Below are 15215 nucleotides of genomic sequence, written 5' to 3' on the forward strand. Positions count from 1 at the left end.
GCGTCCCACGGCGCCTCCGCCGGCGCCGGGACCCGCACCAGTCCCCGCAGCAGACAGGCCCACGTTGTTCCGTCGTTCGAAGTCCGAGTCGGCCCCCGAGACCATCTCCGAGGCGGCCGACGGGTCCACCACTCCCGGCAAGGGCACCCCCGGCAAGGGGCGGCCCACCCCGTCGCGCAAGGAGGCCGAGGCCGCGGCCAGGGCCCGTGCGAAGGTCCCGCGCACCCGCAAGGAGCAGGCCGCCGCGGCCCGTGCCCAGCGGGCGGAGAACTCCGCGAAGGTGCGTGCCGCCATGAAGTCCGGCGACGAGCGCTTCCTGCTCCCCCGCGACAAGGGCCCGGTGCGCCGGTTCATCCGCGACTACGTCGACTCGCGGTTCTCCTTCATCGACGTCATCGTCCCGGTGCTGATCGTGACGATGATCCTCAGCTACTCCGGCAACCAGACGCTCGCCGGCATCGGCAGCACGGTGCTGATGCTGACCGTGCTGCTGGTCGTCGTGGACATGATCCAGCTGCGCTTCCGGGTCCGTCGCCAGCTGGCGCAGCGCTTCCCGGGCGAGAGCACCAAGGGCACCACCTGGTACGCCATCAGCCGGGCCATGCAGATGAAGTTCATGCGGATGCCCAAGGCCCAGGTCAAGATCGGCCAGCAGCTGCCCGAGCACTACCGGTGAGCCCCACGGCCGACGTCTCGGTCCGTGTCGCCTGGGCCGAGGACGCCGCGGCGGTCGCCGCCCTCCAGCTGCGCGCCTGGCCACGGATGTACGCCGACGTGCTGCCGCCCGAGGCGTTCCCGACCGGGCCGGAGGCGCTCGAGGAGGCGACCCGCACCTGGGAGCAGTCGCTGGCCCGCCCCACCGACGCGCGTCAGCGGGTGCTGGTCGCGCTGGAGCGCAACCGGGTCGTGGGCTTCGCGCTCACCGGCCCCGCGACCGACCCCGACTGCGACCCCGTCGCCGACGGGGAGCTGGCCGAGGTCGTGCTGGACCCCGACGAGCGTCGCCAGGGCCACGGCAGCCGGCTGCTGCAGGCGGCCGTCGACACGCTGCGCGCGGACCGCTTCACCCGTGCCGTCACGTGGCTGGTGGCCTCCGACGACGACCTGCGCGGCTTCCTCGACGGTGCGGGGTGGGCCCCGGACGGCGCCCACCGCGAGCTGGACCTCGACGGCGCCGGCGCGGTACGCGTGAAGCAGGTGCGGCTGCACACCGACCTGCGGCAGTGACCGGGCAGTGACCGGGCAGCTGCCCGACCAGGCCCACGAGGCGCACCGCCGCGTGGTGCGCGACAGCCTGGGGGTCGCGGTGGCGACCGGTCTGTACGGCGCGTCCTTCGGCGCCGTGTCGGTGGCCTCCGGGCTCGACGTCGCCCAGACCTGTGCGCTGTCCCTGCTGATGTTCACCGGGGCCTCGCAGTTCGCCCTGGTCGGCGTCCTCGGGTCCGGCGGCCCGGCCGTCACCGGTGCGCTCACCGCCGCCCTGCTGGGCACCCGCAACACCCTCTACGGCCTGCGACTGGCCCCCCTGCTCGCCTGGCGGGGCGCCCGACGCCTCGCGGCCGCCCACCTGGTGATCGACGAGTCCACGGCCATGTCCATCACCAGACCGACACGGGCGCTGGCACGCACCGGCTTCCTGACGACCGGTCTCGGTGTCTTCGTCCTCTGGAACCTCTTCACGCTCCTGGGTGCCGTCGGGGGCTCGGTCATGGGGGACCCGCGGACCTACGGCCTCGACGCCGCTGTGGGTGGCGCCTTCCTGGCGCTGCTGTGGCCTCGCCTGCAGGACACGCAGAGCCGGCGCCTCGCCCTGGCCGCGGCGGCGGTGGCGCTGCTGGTCGTGCCGCTGGTGCCCTCGGGACTGCCGGTCCTGCTGGCGGGGAGCGTCGCCCTCCTGGCCGGGGTGCTCGACGGACGGCGGACCCCCGCGTGAGCGCCTGGGGGGCGGTGCTGGGCGGCGCCGCGGCCTGCTACCTGCTCAAGCTCGCCGGCCTCTCCGTCCCGGCCGCGGTGCTGGACAGACCGCGGGTGCGGGCGGTGGCGGACCGGCTGCCGGTGGCGCTGCTGGCCGGACTGGTCGCGGTGCAGGTCTTCGGGGGCGACCAGCGGGTGCTGCTGGACGCCCGGGCCGCCGGACTGCTGGCCGCCCTCGTGCTGCTGCTGGCCCGGGCACCGTTCCTGGTGGTGGTCATCGGCTCGGCGGTCACGGCCGCGGTGCTGCGCCAGCTCGGTCTGATGACCTGAGGGAGCCCGCCCCGGAGTGCTCCGGAGCGGGCTCCGCACGGCACCGGGCCCCTCCCCCACGGAGGGCACCGGCACCGCTGGGGCCGCACCGTTTCCGTTCGGCGCGGTCCCGGACCCGGGGTCGGTGGGGCCGACCGCTGAGGACGAGCCTGGCAAAGGTCCAGACCACCTGGGAACCCATGGGTCGCCTCAGGTTCCTGCACTGCGACTTTCTGCAGGTCGTGCGACGCTCAGCCGAGGTCGAGCAGCTTCTCCAGCCCCACGGTCAGCCCGGGGCGCCCGGAGATGGCGCGCAGCGACGCGAGGACCCCCGGGGTGAACGACGCGCGGTCCATGGAGTCGTGACGGATCGTGAGGGTCTCCCCCACGCCACCCAGCACGACCTCCTGGTGGGCGACCATGCCGCGGATGCGCAGGGCGTGGACCGGCACGCCGTCGACATCGGCACCCCTCGCGCCCTCGAGCGCGGTGCTGGTGGCGTCCGGCGCCGGGCCCAGGCCGGCCTCCCGCCGGGCGGCCGCGACCAGCTCGGCGGTACGCCGGGCGGTGCCCGACGGAGCGTCGGCCTTGTCCGGGTGGTGCAGCTCGACGATCTCGACCGACTCGTAGAAGCGCGCGGCCTCGGCGGCGAAACGCATCATCAGCACCGCGCCGATGGAGAAGTTGGGGGCGATGAGCACGCCGGTGGCGGGCGCTTCTGCCAGCCACGACTCCAGCCTCGCGAGCCGGGTGTCGTCGAAGCCCGTCGTGCCGACGACGGCGTGGATCCCGTGGTCGACGCAGAACTCGAGGTTGTCCATGACCACGTCGGGGTGCGTGAAGTCCACCACCGCCTCGGCGCCGCGCTCCACGAGCGCGGCGATGTCGTCCTCGGCGTCGATCGCGGCCACGAGCTCGAGGTCCTCGGCCTGCTCGACGGCGCGGCACACCTCGGTGCCGACCTTGCCCCGGGCGCCCAGGACGCCGACCCGCCGGACCGTGCTGCTCACTGCGTTCTCCACGCGGGCCAGCGTTCCACATCGGGCCCCGCCCACGTGACGCAGACCGCCTGCCTGCGACACCGGGGCCGACCCCGCCACCGGACGCCGGACACTTCTGGCAGTCTTGCCCCCATGGTGCTGCAGACCATTCCGGCCCGGATCCGTTGGTCGGTCGACCTCATGGACGTCCAGCCCGGTGACCACGTGCTGGAGATCGGGTGTGGTCCCGGCTACGGCGCGGAGCTGATCTGCAGCCGGCTGGAGACCGGCAAGCTGTTCGCGATCGACCGCTCCGAGTCCGGCGTGGACCGGACCAAGCGCCGGTGCGCGAAGTACCTCGAGGCCGGCCGGCTCACCGTGCGCCAGATCGACCTGGCCACCCTGCGGGTGCCGGTCAAGCGACTGCACAAGGTCTACGCCTTCAACGTCAACCTGTTCTGGGTGCGCGACTGCAGCGACGAGGTGGCCCTGCTGCACGAGCGCGTGCTGCCCGGCGGTGCGGTCTACATCTTCTTCGAGGCCACCCGCCCCGACCAGGTCGCCGAGATCGTGGAGAAGACCTCTGCGGCCCTGAGCAGCGCCGGGTTCCGGGTCTCGGTCGTGCAGCGGAAGGTCCCGGCCTGCGTCGGGATCATCGGACGCCGTTAGGTCACAGCCTGATGATCGCCGTACATTAGGCTGCAGCCTGATCAGGGAGGTCCGATGCCGAACGGTGATCCGCACGCCCCGGTGGACATCGTCCTCACCGTGGACCAACGCGGCAGCCGCGCCGCCCCCGACCACGTCACCGCCCTCCTCGAGGCACTCGCCCCCCTCCCCTCCCGCCTGTCGTTCCAGCGCACGGCCGGCGACGAGGTGCAGGGCCTCGTCGGCGACCCCGACCACCTGCCCGCGCTCCTGGAGGTCGTGCTGCGCGACGGCCGGTGGCGCGTCGGCCTCGGCATCGGTCCCGTCGAGTCCCCGCTCCCGCGGGACGTGCGCGAGGCGCGGGGACCGGCGTTCGTCCATGCCCGCGACGGGGTCGAGGCGGCACGTCACGCCCCCGCCGGGCTCCGGGTGGTCGTCGGGGTGACCGACGACGAGCAGCGGGCCGGACGGGCCCTCGAGTCGGCCCTGTGGCTGTGGGCGTCGCTGCTGCAGCGGCGTACCGACCGTGGGTGGGAGGTCGTCGACCTCCTCGACGCCGGCGACACGCACGACCGGGCGGCACGCCGGCTCGGCATCTCACAGAGCGCCGTGACCCAGCGTGCTCGGGCTGCCGGCGCCGTCGAGGGCGCCCGAGGCCGCGAGCTGGTCGCCCACCTCGCCGCGCTCGCCGTGGACGCAGCCGGGTCAGCCGCCCCCCGGGAGGTCGTGCGATGACCTGGCAGGTCGACGCCGCGGGAGCCATGCTGCTGGTGCTGCTGGCCGCCGCGCTCGTGGCCGCTGCCTGGGCGTGGTCCTCCCGCGGTCGGCGGATCTGGGCACCTGCCGCCCTCGGGCTGCTGGTCACCGCCCTGGGGTGGGCCGGGGCCGCCGACCTCACGCTCCACGGCGACGCCCCCCGCACCCTGCTGGTCGCCCTGGCCGCCGGGCTCGCCGTCCTCGGGGGCGGCCCGGTCACCACGTCGCTGTTCGACCTGGTGGATGCCGACGACGGCCCGGACACCCTGGAGCAGGCCGGCCAGCTGCTGCGGGGCGGCGCCTGGATCGGCGCGCTGGAGCGTGCCGGCGTCCTCGCCTCGCTCGTCGCCGGCTGGCCCGAGGGCCTCGCGGTGGTGCTGGCGCTCAAGGGCCTGGGTCGCTACCCGGAGCTGCGCAACGCCGGCACGGGCGCGGTGGCCGAGCGGTTCATCATCGGGACCTTCGCCAGCGTGCTGTGGGCCGCAGCCTGCGCCGCCTGCGTCGTGCTCGCCTGAGCGGCGAGCAGGACACCCAGACGGGGCACCGGCGCGGGCGCCGGGCGGGCCTCAGGAGGGACCGACCACCGCGAGCACCTCGGGCCGGGAGAAGATCTCGGCCGCCACCGAGGCGACGTCCTCCAGGCTGACCCCGTCGATGTGGGCGAGCACCTCGTCGAGGGTGAGCAACCGGTCGTGCACGAGCTCGGACTTGCCCAGGCGGGCCATCCGCGACCCGGAGTCCTCCAGGCCCAGCACCAGCCCACCCCGGAGCTGGCCCTTGCCACGCTCGAGCTCCTCGGCGGTGATCCCGTCCCTGGCCACCAGGGCCAGCTGCTCACGGACGACCACGAGCACCTCGTCCTGCTTGGCCGGCAGGCACCCGACGGACACCCCGACCAGACCCGAGTCGGCGTGGTGGGAGGCGAAGGCGTAGACGGAGTAGGCCAGCCCGCGACGCTCGCGCACCTCCTGGAACAGGCGGGAGGAGGTGCCCCCGCCCAGGGCGGTGCTCAGGATCGACAGGGCGAAGCGGCGCGGGTCGTTGCGGGCGATGCCCTCCATCCCCAGCACGAGGTTGACCTGCTCGAAGGGTCGCCGGGTGGTCGCGGTCCCCGGGTGCACCGGGGAGAGGGTCCCCTCCCCCAGTCGTGAGACGGGTGACTCGACGCGGTCGAGGAACCCGTTGCGCGCGAAGGCCGCCTCGACCAGCTCCACCACCCGGTCGTGCTCGACGTTGCCGGCGACCGACACCACGATGGTCGCCGGGCGGTAGTGCACCCGGTGGAACTGCGCCACCTGGTCACGGGTGAGGGCGGTGATCGACTCGACGGTCCCCGCGATCGGGCGACCGAGCGCGGTGTGCTCGCCGTAGGCCTGCGCGGCGAAGAGGTTGTGCACCACGTCGTCGGGGTCGTCGTCGTGCATCGCGATCTCGTCGAGGATCACGTCGCGCTCGGCCTCGACGTCCTCGGCGGTGATCGTGGAGTCGGTGATCATGTCGCCGAGCACGTCCACGGCCAGGTCGAGGTCGACGTCGAGCACCCGCGCGTGGAAGCAGGTGTACTCCTTGGCGGTGAAGGCGTTGAACTCCCCACCGACGGCGTCGAGGGCCACCGAGATGTCCATGGCAGAGCGGGTCCCCGTGCCCTTGAAGAGCACGTGCTCGAGGAAGTGCGAGCAGCCGTGCAGCGTCTCGTCCTCGTCGGCGGAGCCGACACCGACCCACACGCCGATGCTCGCCGAGCGCACCCCGGCCATCTGCTCGGTCACGATGCGCAGCCCCGAGGGCAGCAGGGTGCGGCGTACGACGGAGGTGGCCAGGCCGTCGTCGTCGGTCGTCTCCGACAGCGTGGTCGTCGCGCGCATGGCGCTGGACTGGATGGTGCTCATGGGGTCGCTCCGGTCTGTCCGTGGCGGGGAAGCGGCCGACCCGCCCGAGCCGGTGGCTCGGGCGGGTCGGTCACGGCGTGCTGGTGAGGATCACTCCTCGGAGGCGGTCTCCTCCGTGGCGGTCTCGCCCTCGCCCTCGGCGCCGTCGTCCTCGACGACGGGGGTCAGGGAGAGCTTGCCGCGGTCGTCGATCTCGGCGATCTGGACCTGGATCTTCTGGCCCACCGAGACGACGTCCTCGACGGCGTCGACACGCTTGCCGCCGGCCAGCGAGCGCAGCTTGCTGATGTGCAGCAGGCCGTCCTTGCCGGGCATCAGCGAGACGAACGCACCGAAGTTGGTCGTCTTGACGACCGTGCCGAGGTAGCGCTCGCCGACCTCGGGCATGGTCGGGTTGGCGATCGCGTTGATCGCCGACCGGGCGGCCTCGGCCTGGGACCCGACGGTGGCACCGATGTAGATGGTGCCGTCGTCCTCGATGGAGATCGAGGCGCCGGTGTCGTCCTGGATCTGGTTGATGACCTTGCCCTTGGGACCGATCACCTCGCCGATCTTGTCGACCGGGATCTTGATGGTGAGGATCCGCGGCGCGGTCTCCGACATCTCCTCCGGCGCGTCGATGGCCTCGGCCATGACGTCGAGGATGGTCAGGCGGGCGTCGCGCGCCTGCTTCAGCGCGGCACCGAGGACCTCGGCGGGGATGCCGTCGAGCTTGGTGTCCAGCTGCAGGGCGGTGACGAACTCACGGGTGCCGGCGACCTTGAAGTCCATGTCGCCGAACGCGTCCTCGGCACCGAGGATGTCGGTGAGCGCGACGTAGGTGGTCTGGCCGTCGATCTCACCGGAGACCAGGCCCATGGCGATGCCGGCGACCGGCGCCTTGAGCGGCACGCCGGCCTGCAGCAGCGACAGGGTCGAGGCGCAGACCGAGCCCATCGAGGTCGAGCCGTTGGAGCCCATGGCCTCGGAGAGCTGGCGGATCGCGTAGGGGAACTCCTCGCGGTCCGGCAGCACGGGCAGCAGCGCGCGACGCGCCAGCGCGCCGTGGCCGACCTCGCGGCGCTTGGGCGAGCCCACGCGACCGGTCTCGCCGGTGGAGAACGGCGGGAAGACGTACTTGTGCATGTAGCGGCGGTGCTTCTCCGGCGACAGCGTGTCGAGCTGCTGCTCCATCTTGAGCATGTCCAGCGTGGTGACACCCAGGATCTGGGTCTCGCCGCGCTCGAACAGCGCCGAGCCGTGCACGCGCGGGATCAGGCCGACCTCGGCGTGCAGGGGACGGATGTCGGCGAGGCCACGCCCGTCGATGCGGACCTTGTCGCGCAGGATCGACTCGCGCACCAGTGCCTTGTTCAGCGAGCGGAACGCCGCGCCGAGCTCCTTCTCGCGGCCCTCGAACTGGCCGGCGAGACGGTCCAGCAGGCCGTCCTTGATCTCGTCGGTGCGGTCCTGGCGCTCCTGCTTGTCCGCGATCCTCATCGCGGCCGCGAGGTCCTCGCGGGCAGCGGACTCGACCGCCTCGTAGACGTCGTCCTCGTAGTCGAGGAAGACCGGGAAGTCCTGGACCGGCTTGGCCGCGGCGGCAGCGAGCTCGGACTGGGCCTCGCACAGCTGCTTGATGAAGGGCTTGGAGGCGTCGAGACCGGCGGCCACGACCTCCTCGGTCGGCGCCTGGGCACCGGACTGGACCTTGCCGAAGGCGGTCTCGGTGGCCTCGGCCTCGACCATCATGATCGCGACGTCGCCGGCGTCGGTGACGCGGCCGGCCACGACCATGTCGAAGACGGCGTCCTCGAGCTGGGAGTGGGTCGGGAAGGCGACCCACTGGCCGTCGATCAGGGCCACGCGCACGCTGCCGACCGGGCCGGAGAACGGCAGGCCGGAGAGCTGGGTGGACATCGACGCGGCGTTGATGGCCAGCACGTCGTAGGGGGTGTTCGGCTCGAGGGCCAGGACGGTGATGACGACCTGGACCTCGTTGCGCAGGCCCTTCTTGAAGGTCGGGCGCAGCGGGCGGTCGATGAGGCGGCAGGTGAGGATCGCGTCCTCGCCCGGACGACCCTCGGAGCGGAAGAACGAGCCGGGGATCTTGCCCGCGGCGTACATCCGCTCCTCGACGTCGATGGTCAGGGGGAAGAAGTCGAAGTGGTCCTTCGGGTGCTTCCCGGCGGTCGTCGCCGAGAGCAGCATCGTCTCGTCGTCGAGGTAGGCCGTCACGGAACCGGCGGCCTGGCGTGCCAGGAGGCCGGTCTCGAACTTGACGGTACGGGTGCCGAACGAGCCGTTGTCGATGACGGTCTCGACGGCGGAGATCACGGGCTCAGCCGTGTGGGACTCGGTCAAGAGTGGTCCTTCGTGGTTGCAGAGCATCCCGCTGCGTCCCGCGAAAAAGGTGCCGGTCTTCGATCGAGGCCCGCAGCCGCGCGGCACGGCGGCCGACGCTCTGAGAGCCACTACCGAGGACCGAGCCGGGCGAGCGGGTCACTCCTGGTGTGGATGGTTGTTCAGTTGTACGACGCCGAGCCTAGTGGTCGGGGCCGGAAATGCGTCGAAGCGGCCGCCCGGGTCGGGCGACCGCTCCGCCCTGAGGTCAGGCAGTGCGTCAGCGGCGCAGGCCGAGACGCTCGATGATCGAGCGGTAGCGCGCGATGTCGCTCTTGTTCAGGTAGTTCAGCAGGCGACGGCGCTGGCCGACCAGGAGCAGCAGACCGCGACGGCTGTGGTGGTCGTGCTTGTGCTGCTTGAGGTGCTCGGTCAGGTGCGAGATGCGGTGCGAGAGCAGCGCGATCTGGACCTCCGGCGAGCCGGTGTCACCCTCGGTCGTGGCGTACTCGGCGATGATCTTCTTCTTGGTCTCCGCGTCGGTACCGATCGACATACGGGTCTCCTTCCGGCCCTGGTCGTGTGCTGGGGCCTGTTCGCTGCGCGGCGCGCCGGGGCCTGTTCACCCGGGCACTCTGGATCCGCGGCCGTTGGACGGCATCCGGACGAGAATAGGCCCCGCACGGGCGAGGGTGGAAATCCTCGCCCGTGCGGGGCCCGGGTGCCCGCGGCGCGGGTCAGACGTCGTGGTGGGAGGTGCGGCGCTCGGTGACCGACCCGTCGGGGTGCGTGGTCGAGGAGACCGTGCCCGTCTCGCGGCGGCGGTTGAGCGTGACGGCGGTCAGCACCAGCAGTGCCACTCCGACGATGGTCATGATCCAGCCGATCATCTGCAGGTCCACTCCGCTGACGGCGTCCTGCACGGCCAGCGCCAGGATCAGCCCGACGACGACGAGAAAGCCTCCGGCTCCGTAACCCATGATCACTACTCCTTCTCGGGGTGCGGACGCATCGGCGCGCCCGGGGCTGTGGTGCCCACACAGCGTTCTTCCCCGACTGGGCGTCGACACGCTCACCCGGACGGGTAAGAGCGCTGCTCACGCTCTGCCGGGGGCGGGCGGTGGCACGATGCCGTCATGGGCCTGCTCGCGGACTCCCCGATCCCCTCCGGCTTCACCGGCACCCGGCTGGGGGTGTGCAACCTGTGCGAGGCGATCTGCGGGTTGCGCGTCACCTTCACCGACGGCGAGGTCACCGGCATCCGCGGCAACCCCGACGACCCCCTCTCGCGTGGGCACGTCTGCCCCAAGGGCGTCGCCCTCGCCGACGTCCACGCCGACCCGGACCGGCTGCGCCGGCCGGTGCGCCGCATCGGCTCCGGGCCGCAGGCCCGGTGGGAGGAGATGACGTGGGAGGAGGCCCTCGACCTCGTCGCCGACCGGCTGGCGGCCGCCTCGACCGAGCACGGCCGCGACGCCGTCGGCGTCTACCTCGGCAACCCCAACGTCCACTCCCTCGGGTCGGCCACCCACGGCAGCGCGTTCGTGCGCAGCCTGCGCACCCGCAACCGGTTCAGCGCATCCTCGGTGGACCAGGTCCCCCACCAGTTCCTCGCCTGGCAGATGTTCGGCCACCAGCTGATGCTGCCGGTGCCCGACATCGACCGCACCGACCTGTTCCTGGTCTTCGGCGCGAACCCGATGGCCTCGAACGGCTCCATCATGACGGTGCCCGACTTCCCGACCCGGGTCCGCGAGCTGCACGCGCGCGGCGGACGGATGGTGGTCGTCGACCCCCGCCGCACGGAGACCGCGAAGGTCGCCGACGAGCACCTGTTCGTCCGGCCCGGGAGCGACGCCGCGCTGCTGCTAGCCATGGTCCACGTACTGCTGCGCGAGGACCTCGTGACGGCTCCGGCGTACGTCGACCACCTTGACGCGCTCCCGGGGCTGGTGGCCGACTTCACCCCCGAGCTGGCCGAGCGGGTCAGCGGCGTCCCCGCGGCCGACGTGGAGCGGCTGGCCCGCGAGCTGGCCGCGGCCGAGCGGGCGGCGGTCTACGGTCGCCTGGGGGTCTCGACCCACGGGTTCGGGTCGATCTGCCAGTGGGCGGTGACCCTGCTCAACGTCCTGACCGGCAACCTGGACCGCGAGGGCGGGGTGATGTTCCCCGAGCCCGCGATCGACACGGTCGGCAGGCGCATCGTCTCCCCCGGCCACCACGACCGGTGGCGCAGCCGGGTGCGCGACCTCCCGGAGTTCGCCGGGGAGCTGCCGGTCTCGGTGCTGCGGGAGGAGATCGAGACCCCGGGCGAGGGGCAGATCAAGGCGTTGGTGACCATCGCCGGCAACCCGGTGCTCTCCACCCCGGACGGCCGTGCGCTGGCCCGGGCGCTGGACTCCCTGGACTTCATGGTCGCCATCGACCTCTACCTCAACGAGACCACCCGGCACGCCGACGTCGTGCTCCCGGTGACCACCGCCCTCGAGCGCGACCAGTACGACCTCGTCTTCCACGGCCTCGCGATCCGCAACACCGCCCGGTTCACCCCGGCGCTGCTGCCCAAGGAGCCGGGCACCCGTCACGACTGGGAGGTCTTCGGCGCGCTGGCCACGCGGCTGGCGGCGCGGCTGGGCCCCCGGGCGCCGTGGCGGGCACGGCTGCAGCAACGGGTGCGGATGGCTGCCAGCCCGCGGCTGCTGCTACCCCTGCTGCTGCGCGGGAACCGCTACGGCCTGACCTGGCGGGCCCTGCGTCGCCGCCCCGAGGGCGTCGACCTCGGCCCGCTGCGGCCCTGCCTGCCCGAGCGCCTGCAGACCGAGGACAAGCGCATCGACCTCACGCCCCGGCTGGTCGTGGACGACATCGCGCGCCTGCGGGCTTCACTGGACACCGGGCCCACGACGCAGCCCGACGAGCTGCTGCTGATCGGCCGGCGTCACAGCCGTGACTGCAACTCCTGGCTGCACAACACCGCCCGGCTCACCCGCGGCCGTCCCCGTCACCAGCTGCTGGCCCACCCCGAGGACCTGCGGGCCCGGGGCATCAGCGACGGCGACGTCGTGACCGTCACCAGCCGGGTCGGCTCCGTCGACGTCGAGTGCGCCGCCAGCGAGGACGTCATGCCGGGGGTGGTCTCCCTCCCCCACGGCTACGGCCACGCGCTGCCCGGGACGCGGCTCACGCACGCGGCGACGGTGCCCGGGGTCTCGATCAACGACCTCACCGACCCCGAGCGTCTCGACGTGTCAGGGAACGCCGCGCTCAACGGGACACCGGTCAGGCTGAGCCCTGCTCCCGCCGCTCCCGCAGGGTGAGGTAGACCGCCCGGACCCCGACGGCCCGCTCGAGCTCGCGGGTGACCAGGCCGAAGAACTGCTCGCGGTAGGCCTCGTCGGTGACGGTCGAGACGGTGAGGTAGAGCAGCGAGAACGACCCGAGGAACAGCGACACCTTCCCCAGCGGCACCGAGACCTGGGCGAGGTAGGGCAGCGTGTGGATGGCGTCGCGCTCCAGACCGGTCCAGGCCTCCTGCACCCCCACGCCCATGGTGAGCGCGCCGAAGAGCAGGAAGAAGCCGAAGACCGTCGCCGCCAGCAGCAGCACCTGCACGAACTGCACGATGACCAGGAACAGCACGAGGTTGCCCCGCTCGAAGCCCGTCACCGTCGCGCGCGCCACGGGGTCGGCCCCCGGGTCGGCCAGCAGCTCCTCGCACACCTCCTCCAGCGGCGTACGACGGCAGGCGCGGCGCAGGAAGTCGGCGTCGACCGCGTCGTCGGCCCGGTCGACCTCCTCGGGCAGCCGCACCAGCAGGAACGCGACCGCCATGCCGACGAAGAGCAGCACCACCAGCCACAGCGTGCCCGTCTGCAGCGACGCCGCCAGCTGCCAGACCTCGGCGTTGATGAACAGGAACGTCACGAAGATCAGCAGCAGCGGCAGGGCCCGGGTCATCTGGGGCAGCAGCGAGGGCAGCGAGGAGGCCGTGCGCCGCAGCGCCCAGGAGAGGATCGGGCGGACGTGGAGGACCGTGAGGGCGTAGGAGCCCACGGCCACCAGCACGAGCGTGAGCACCACCGCGGGCGCCGCGGAGACCTGGCCGGTCCCCCAGGCCAGGGCGACCCCCGCGGCGGCGGCGACCAGTGCCACCAGGAGCAGCCGCGGGACGGTACGCCGCGGGGACAGCGCGTCGCGGGCCTCGCGACGGCACTCGGGGACGAAGTAGGACAGGCCGTTGGCCAGGAACCACGCGTCCGCGGCGGCCACCGGGTCACCGTCGCGGCCGCCCCGGTCGTGGCGGCCCGGCAGGACCACTCCTCAGCCCGCCAGCAGCTCGCGGGCGCGATCGACGTCGGCCGCCATCTGCGCGACGAGCTCGTCGACGGAGTCGAAGGTGACCATGCCCCGCAACCGCTCGACGAAGCTCACCTCCACCTCGACGCCGTAGAGGTCGAGGTCGGTGCGGTCGAGGACGTAGGACTCCACCCGGCGGGCGCGCTCCCCGTGGAACGTGGGGTTGGTGCCCACGCTGATCGCCGCGGGGTAGGACTCACCGGTGTCCAGCCGGGTCAGCCGGCCGGCGTAGACCCCGTCGGCAGGGGCGGCGGCCATCGGGTCGGTCGGCACGTTGGCCGTGGGGTAGCCCAGGTCGCGGCCGCGCTGGTCGCCCCGGACCACGGTGCCGCGGACGGCGTACGCGCGTCCGAGGGCCTGGGCGGCGCCGGAGACGTCGCCCGCGGCCAGGCAGGTGCGGACGTAGGTCGAGGACCAGACCTGGGGCCCGCCGTCCAGCGCGATGCCCTCGGCGGTGAAGCCGTGCTTCTCCCCGGTCTCGGTGAGCGTGCGCACGTCACCCCCGGCGCGGTGGCCGAAACGGAAGTTGGCACCGACCACGACGGCGTCCGCGTGCAGCGCGTCGACCAGCACGCGCTCCACGAACTCTTCGGGGGACCACGTCGCGACCTCGCGGTCGAAGGGGAGGGCGAGCACGGCGTCGGCGCCGGCCCCGGCCAGCAGCTCGGCGCGGGTCTCGAGGGAGGTCAGCGACGTGGGGGCGTGCTCGGGACGCAGGACCGCCATCGGGTGGGGGTCGAAGGTGACCGCCACCAGCAGCAGGTCGCGCTCGTCGGCGACGGCCCGCGCGCGGGCGAGGACCCGGCGGTGGCCGAGGTGGACACCGTCGAAGTTGCCGATGACGACCGCAGTCCGACCGAGGTCGTCCGGCACGTCGTCCCAGGACCGCCACAGCTGCACGTCAGCACCCTACTGGCGGCCGGTCACCCCGCAGGGCAGCAGGTCACTCCACGACGCGGATCTTCGCCGAGACCGCCGCGGCGACCTCGGGGGTGATCTCGGTGATCCCGTGCTCCTGCGCCGCGTGGGTCGCGACCTCGCCGAGCAGCTGCTCCTGGGACCCGGCGCTGAAGCTGGTCGGGCAGCCGGGCATGACGTCGCCGCAGGCGAGCTGGAACTTCATGAGGTCTCCTCCTCGTGGTGGGGGTCGGCGGGGGCAGGATCGGGGACCCGCACCCAGAGCACCGCGCGGTGCTCGTCCTGCTCCATGCCGACCGTGCCGCCGTGCACCACGGTCAGCGCCCGGGCGAGGTAGAGCCCGACCGTGATCCCGGAGAGCCCACCTCCCGGGGCGTCGAAGGGCTCGAAGAGGGCGCGGGCGGTCTCCGGGTCGACCGGGTCGCCCTCGCGGACGATGCGCAGCTCGGTCCACGGGGCGTCACGGCGTACGTCGAGGTGGACGCGGCGCGGGGCCGGCCGGGTCGACACCGCGGCCTTCCACAGGTCGCGGACGATGCGCGGGAAGAGGTCCACGTCGACGTGGAGGACGACCTGCGCGCCGTCACCGCCGATCTCCTCGGGCACGGTGAGCGAGGCGGCGACCTCGCCGACGGTGACGGCCCGCGGGTCGGGCTCGATGCGCCCGAGCATGGCGGCGGTCAGCAGCTCGACCTCCCCCGTGCGCTCGTCGAGCAGGTCCAGCGCGGCCTGCAGGCGCACCAGTGCCTGCTGACGCGAAGCGGCATCGATCGACATGTCACCGAGCAGGCCCACCCAGGCCTGGGCGACGGCCAGCGGCGAGCGCAGGCCGTGGGTGAAGACGCTGAGGAACCGGTCGCGCTGCACGGCGAGGTCCGGCCCGGGCCGGTTGGTGACCGCAGCCGTCCCGGCCTCGGTGAAGGCCTGGGTCCACCGGTGCAGCAGCGCAGGGTCGACCCCGTGCCGCTCGGCCACGACCGAGGCGCGCCCTCCCGCGAGCACGTCGAGCACAGCGGCGACACGCGCATCGGTGGCCTCCCCCATCCGGCCACCCTCGATGACGCGCGGCCCGCGGAACCGCATGCGGGTCATCCCCGACCCCTCTCTCCCACGTCCGAGGCTA

Annotated in this window: 17 protein-coding genes; 8 read left to right on the top strand and 9 right to left on the bottom strand. The window is 72.9% G+C overall.

Going from position 1 to position 15215, the window contains the following annotated elements; genetic code table 11:
- The first annotated feature begins 64 nt into the window (after nucleotides 1-64).
- Genes BKA05_RS11050 through BKA05_RS11065 form a run of 4 tightly spaced genes read left to right on the top strand, consistent with a single transcriptional unit; the run spans nucleotide 65 to nucleotide 2244 of the window.
- Nucleotides 65-676, top strand: coding sequence for a DUF3043 domain-containing protein (locus tag BKA05_RS11050; RefSeq protein WP_218842394.1), 612 nt, complete (start codon nucleotides 65-67; stop codon nucleotides 674-676).
- Complete coding sequence (locus BKA05_RS11055) at nucleotides 673-1227, top strand: GNAT family N-acetyltransferase (RefSeq protein WP_343045623.1); 555 nt, start codon at nucleotides 673-675, stop codon at nucleotides 1225-1227. Before BKA05_RS11050 ends, BKA05_RS11055 begins: the two co-directional genes overlap by 4 nt.
- Before the next feature lie 7 nt (nucleotides 1228-1234).
- Nucleotides 1235-1933, top strand: coding sequence for an AzlC family ABC transporter permease (locus tag BKA05_RS11060; RefSeq protein ID WP_179531479.1), 699 nt, complete (start codon nucleotides 1235-1237; stop codon nucleotides 1931-1933).
- Nucleotides 1930-2244 carry an AzlD domain-containing protein gene (locus BKA05_RS11065; RefSeq protein WP_179531480.1) on the top strand — a complete coding sequence of 105 codons (315 nt, stop codon included), beginning with the start codon at nucleotides 1930-1932 and terminating at the stop codon, nucleotides 2242-2244. Before BKA05_RS11060 ends, BKA05_RS11065 begins: the two co-directional genes overlap by 4 nt.
- Nucleotides 2245-2474: 230 nt before the next feature.
- Here BKA05_RS11065 and dapB read toward each other — a convergent pair whose 3' ends face one another.
- Nucleotides 2475-3233 (bottom strand): 4-hydroxy-tetrahydrodipicolinate reductase, encoded by a 759-nt coding sequence (gene dapB / locus BKA05_RS11070; RefSeq protein ID WP_343045624.1) that lies wholly within the window; start codon nucleotides 3231-3233, stop codon nucleotides 2475-2477.
- Between the two features lie 123 nt (nucleotides 3234-3356).
- Here dapB and BKA05_RS11075 point away from each other — a divergent pair, with 123 nt between their 5' ends.
- From BKA05_RS11075 to BKA05_RS11085, 3 genes are read left to right on the top strand one after another with little or no spacing between them, the layout of a single operon-like run.
- Nucleotides 3357-3872 carry a class I SAM-dependent methyltransferase gene (locus tag BKA05_RS11075; RefSeq protein ID WP_179531482.1) on the top strand — a complete coding sequence of 172 codons (516 nt, stop codon included), beginning with the start codon at nucleotides 3357-3359 and terminating at the stop codon, nucleotides 3870-3872.
- 54 nt (nucleotides 3873-3926) lie between these two features.
- Nucleotides 3927-4586: a transposase gene (locus BKA05_RS11080; RefSeq protein ID WP_179531483.1), complete on the top strand. Its 660-nt coding sequence runs from the start codon at nucleotides 3927-3929 to the stop codon at nucleotides 4584-4586.
- Nucleotides 4583-5122, top strand: coding sequence for a hypothetical protein (locus tag BKA05_RS11085; RefSeq protein WP_179531484.1), 540 nt, complete (start codon nucleotides 4583-4585; stop codon nucleotides 5120-5122). Before BKA05_RS11080 ends, BKA05_RS11085 begins: the two co-directional genes overlap by 4 nt.
- Nucleotides 5123-5173: 51 nt before the next feature.
- On the opposite strand, the gene BKA05_RS11090 is transcribed toward BKA05_RS11085, so the two are convergent.
- From BKA05_RS11090 to BKA05_RS11105, 4 genes are all read right to left on the bottom strand, one after another.
- Nucleotides 5174-6496 carry a M16 family metallopeptidase gene (locus tag BKA05_RS11090; protein ID WP_179531485.1) on the bottom strand — a complete coding sequence of 441 codons (1323 nt, stop codon included), beginning with the start codon at nucleotides 6494-6496 and terminating at the stop codon, nucleotides 5174-5176.
- A gap of 90 nt (nucleotides 6497-6586) precedes the next feature.
- Nucleotides 6587-8866, bottom strand: coding sequence for a polyribonucleotide nucleotidyltransferase (locus tag BKA05_RS11095; RefSeq protein ID WP_415836753.1), 2280 nt, complete (start codon nucleotides 8864-8866; stop codon nucleotides 6587-6589).
- A gap of 232 nt (nucleotides 8867-9098) precedes the next feature.
- Complete coding sequence (gene rpsO / locus BKA05_RS11100) at nucleotides 9099-9374, bottom strand: 30S ribosomal protein S15 (protein ID WP_179531486.1); 276 nt, start codon at nucleotides 9372-9374, stop codon at nucleotides 9099-9101.
- A gap of 181 nt (nucleotides 9375-9555) precedes the next feature.
- Nucleotides 9556-9798 (bottom strand): DUF6458 family protein, encoded by a 243-nt coding sequence (locus BKA05_RS11105; RefSeq protein ID WP_179531487.1) that lies wholly within the window; start codon nucleotides 9796-9798, stop codon nucleotides 9556-9558.
- Nucleotides 9799-9954: 156 nt separating this feature from the next.
- Between BKA05_RS11105 and BKA05_RS11110 the strand changes: the two genes are divergently transcribed.
- Nucleotides 9955-12135, top strand: coding sequence for a molybdopterin-dependent oxidoreductase (locus BKA05_RS11110; protein WP_179531488.1), 2181 nt, complete (start codon nucleotides 9955-9957; stop codon nucleotides 12133-12135).
- On the opposite strand, the gene BKA05_RS11115 is transcribed toward BKA05_RS11110, so the two are convergent.
- From BKA05_RS11115 to BKA05_RS11130, 4 genes are read right to left on the bottom strand one after another with little or no spacing between them, the layout of a single operon-like run.
- Nucleotides 12098-13087, bottom strand: a complete 990-nt coding sequence (locus tag BKA05_RS11115) for a hypothetical protein (RefSeq protein WP_343045625.1) — start codon at nucleotides 13085-13087, stop codon at nucleotides 12098-12100. The genes BKA05_RS11110 and BKA05_RS11115 overlap by 38 nt on opposite strands.
- A 51-nt stretch (nucleotides 13088-13138) precedes the next feature.
- A complete protein-coding gene (locus BKA05_RS11120; protein ID WP_179531489.1) occupies nucleotides 13139-14074 on the bottom strand; it encodes a bifunctional riboflavin kinase/FAD synthetase in 936 nt (311 codons plus the stop codon).
- Between the two features lie 43 nt (nucleotides 14075-14117).
- Nucleotides 14118-14297 carry a DUF1059 domain-containing protein gene (locus BKA05_RS11125; RefSeq protein ID WP_179531490.1) on the bottom strand — a complete coding sequence of 60 codons (180 nt, stop codon included), beginning with the start codon at nucleotides 14295-14297 and terminating at the stop codon, nucleotides 14118-14120.
- Complete coding sequence (locus tag BKA05_RS11130) at nucleotides 14294-15184, bottom strand: ATP-binding protein (RefSeq protein ID WP_179531491.1); 891 nt, start codon at nucleotides 15182-15184, stop codon at nucleotides 14294-14296. Before BKA05_RS11130 ends, BKA05_RS11125 begins: the two co-directional genes overlap by 4 nt.
- Nucleotides 15185-15215 lie beyond the last annotated feature (31 nt).

The sequence above is a fragment of the Nocardioides marinus genome, from assembly GCF_013408145.1.
GTDB classification, from domain to species: domain Bacteria; phylum Actinomycetota; class Actinomycetes; order Propionibacteriales; family Nocardioidaceae; genus Nocardioides; species Nocardioides marinus.

Excerpts from the sequence above, each read along its gene's own strand:
- BKA05_RS11095 (WP_415836753.1), bottom strand. The coding sequence starts at position 8,866 with ATGCTCTGCAACCACGAAGGACCACTCTTGACCGAGTCCCACACGGCT.
- BKA05_RS11110 (WP_179531488.1), top strand. The coding sequence starts at position 9,955 with ATGGGCCTGCTCGCGGACTCCCCGATCCCCTCCGGCTTCACCGGCACC.
- BKA05_RS11090 (WP_179531485.1), bottom strand. The coding sequence starts at position 6,496 with ATGAGCACCATCCAGTCCAGCGCCATGCGCGCGACGACCACGCTGTCG.
- BKA05_RS11085 (WP_179531484.1), top strand. The coding sequence starts at position 4,583 with ATGACCTGGCAGGTCGACGCCGCGGGAGCCATGCTGCTGGTGCTGCTG.
- BKA05_RS11080 (WP_179531483.1), top strand. The coding sequence starts at position 3,927 with ATGCCGAACGGTGATCCGCACGCCCCGGTGGACATCGTCCTCACCGTG.
- BKA05_RS11075 (WP_179531482.1), top strand. The coding sequence starts at position 3,357 with ATGGTGCTGCAGACCATTCCGGCCCGGATCCGTTGGTCGGTCGACCTC.
- rpsO (WP_179531486.1), bottom strand. The coding sequence starts at position 9,374 with ATGTCGATCGGTACCGACGCGGAGACCAAGAAGAAGATCATCGCCGAG.
- BKA05_RS11125 (WP_179531490.1), bottom strand. The coding sequence starts at position 14,297 with ATGAAGTTCCAGCTCGCCTGCGGCGACGTCATGCCCGGCTGCCCGACC.
- BKA05_RS11130 (WP_179531491.1), bottom strand. The coding sequence starts at position 15,184 with ATGACCCGCATGCGGTTCCGCGGGCCGCGCGTCATCGAGGGTGGCCGG.
- BKA05_RS11105 (WP_179531487.1), bottom strand. The coding sequence starts at position 9,798 with ATGGGTTACGGAGCCGGAGGCTTTCTCGTCGTCGTCGGGCTGATCCTG.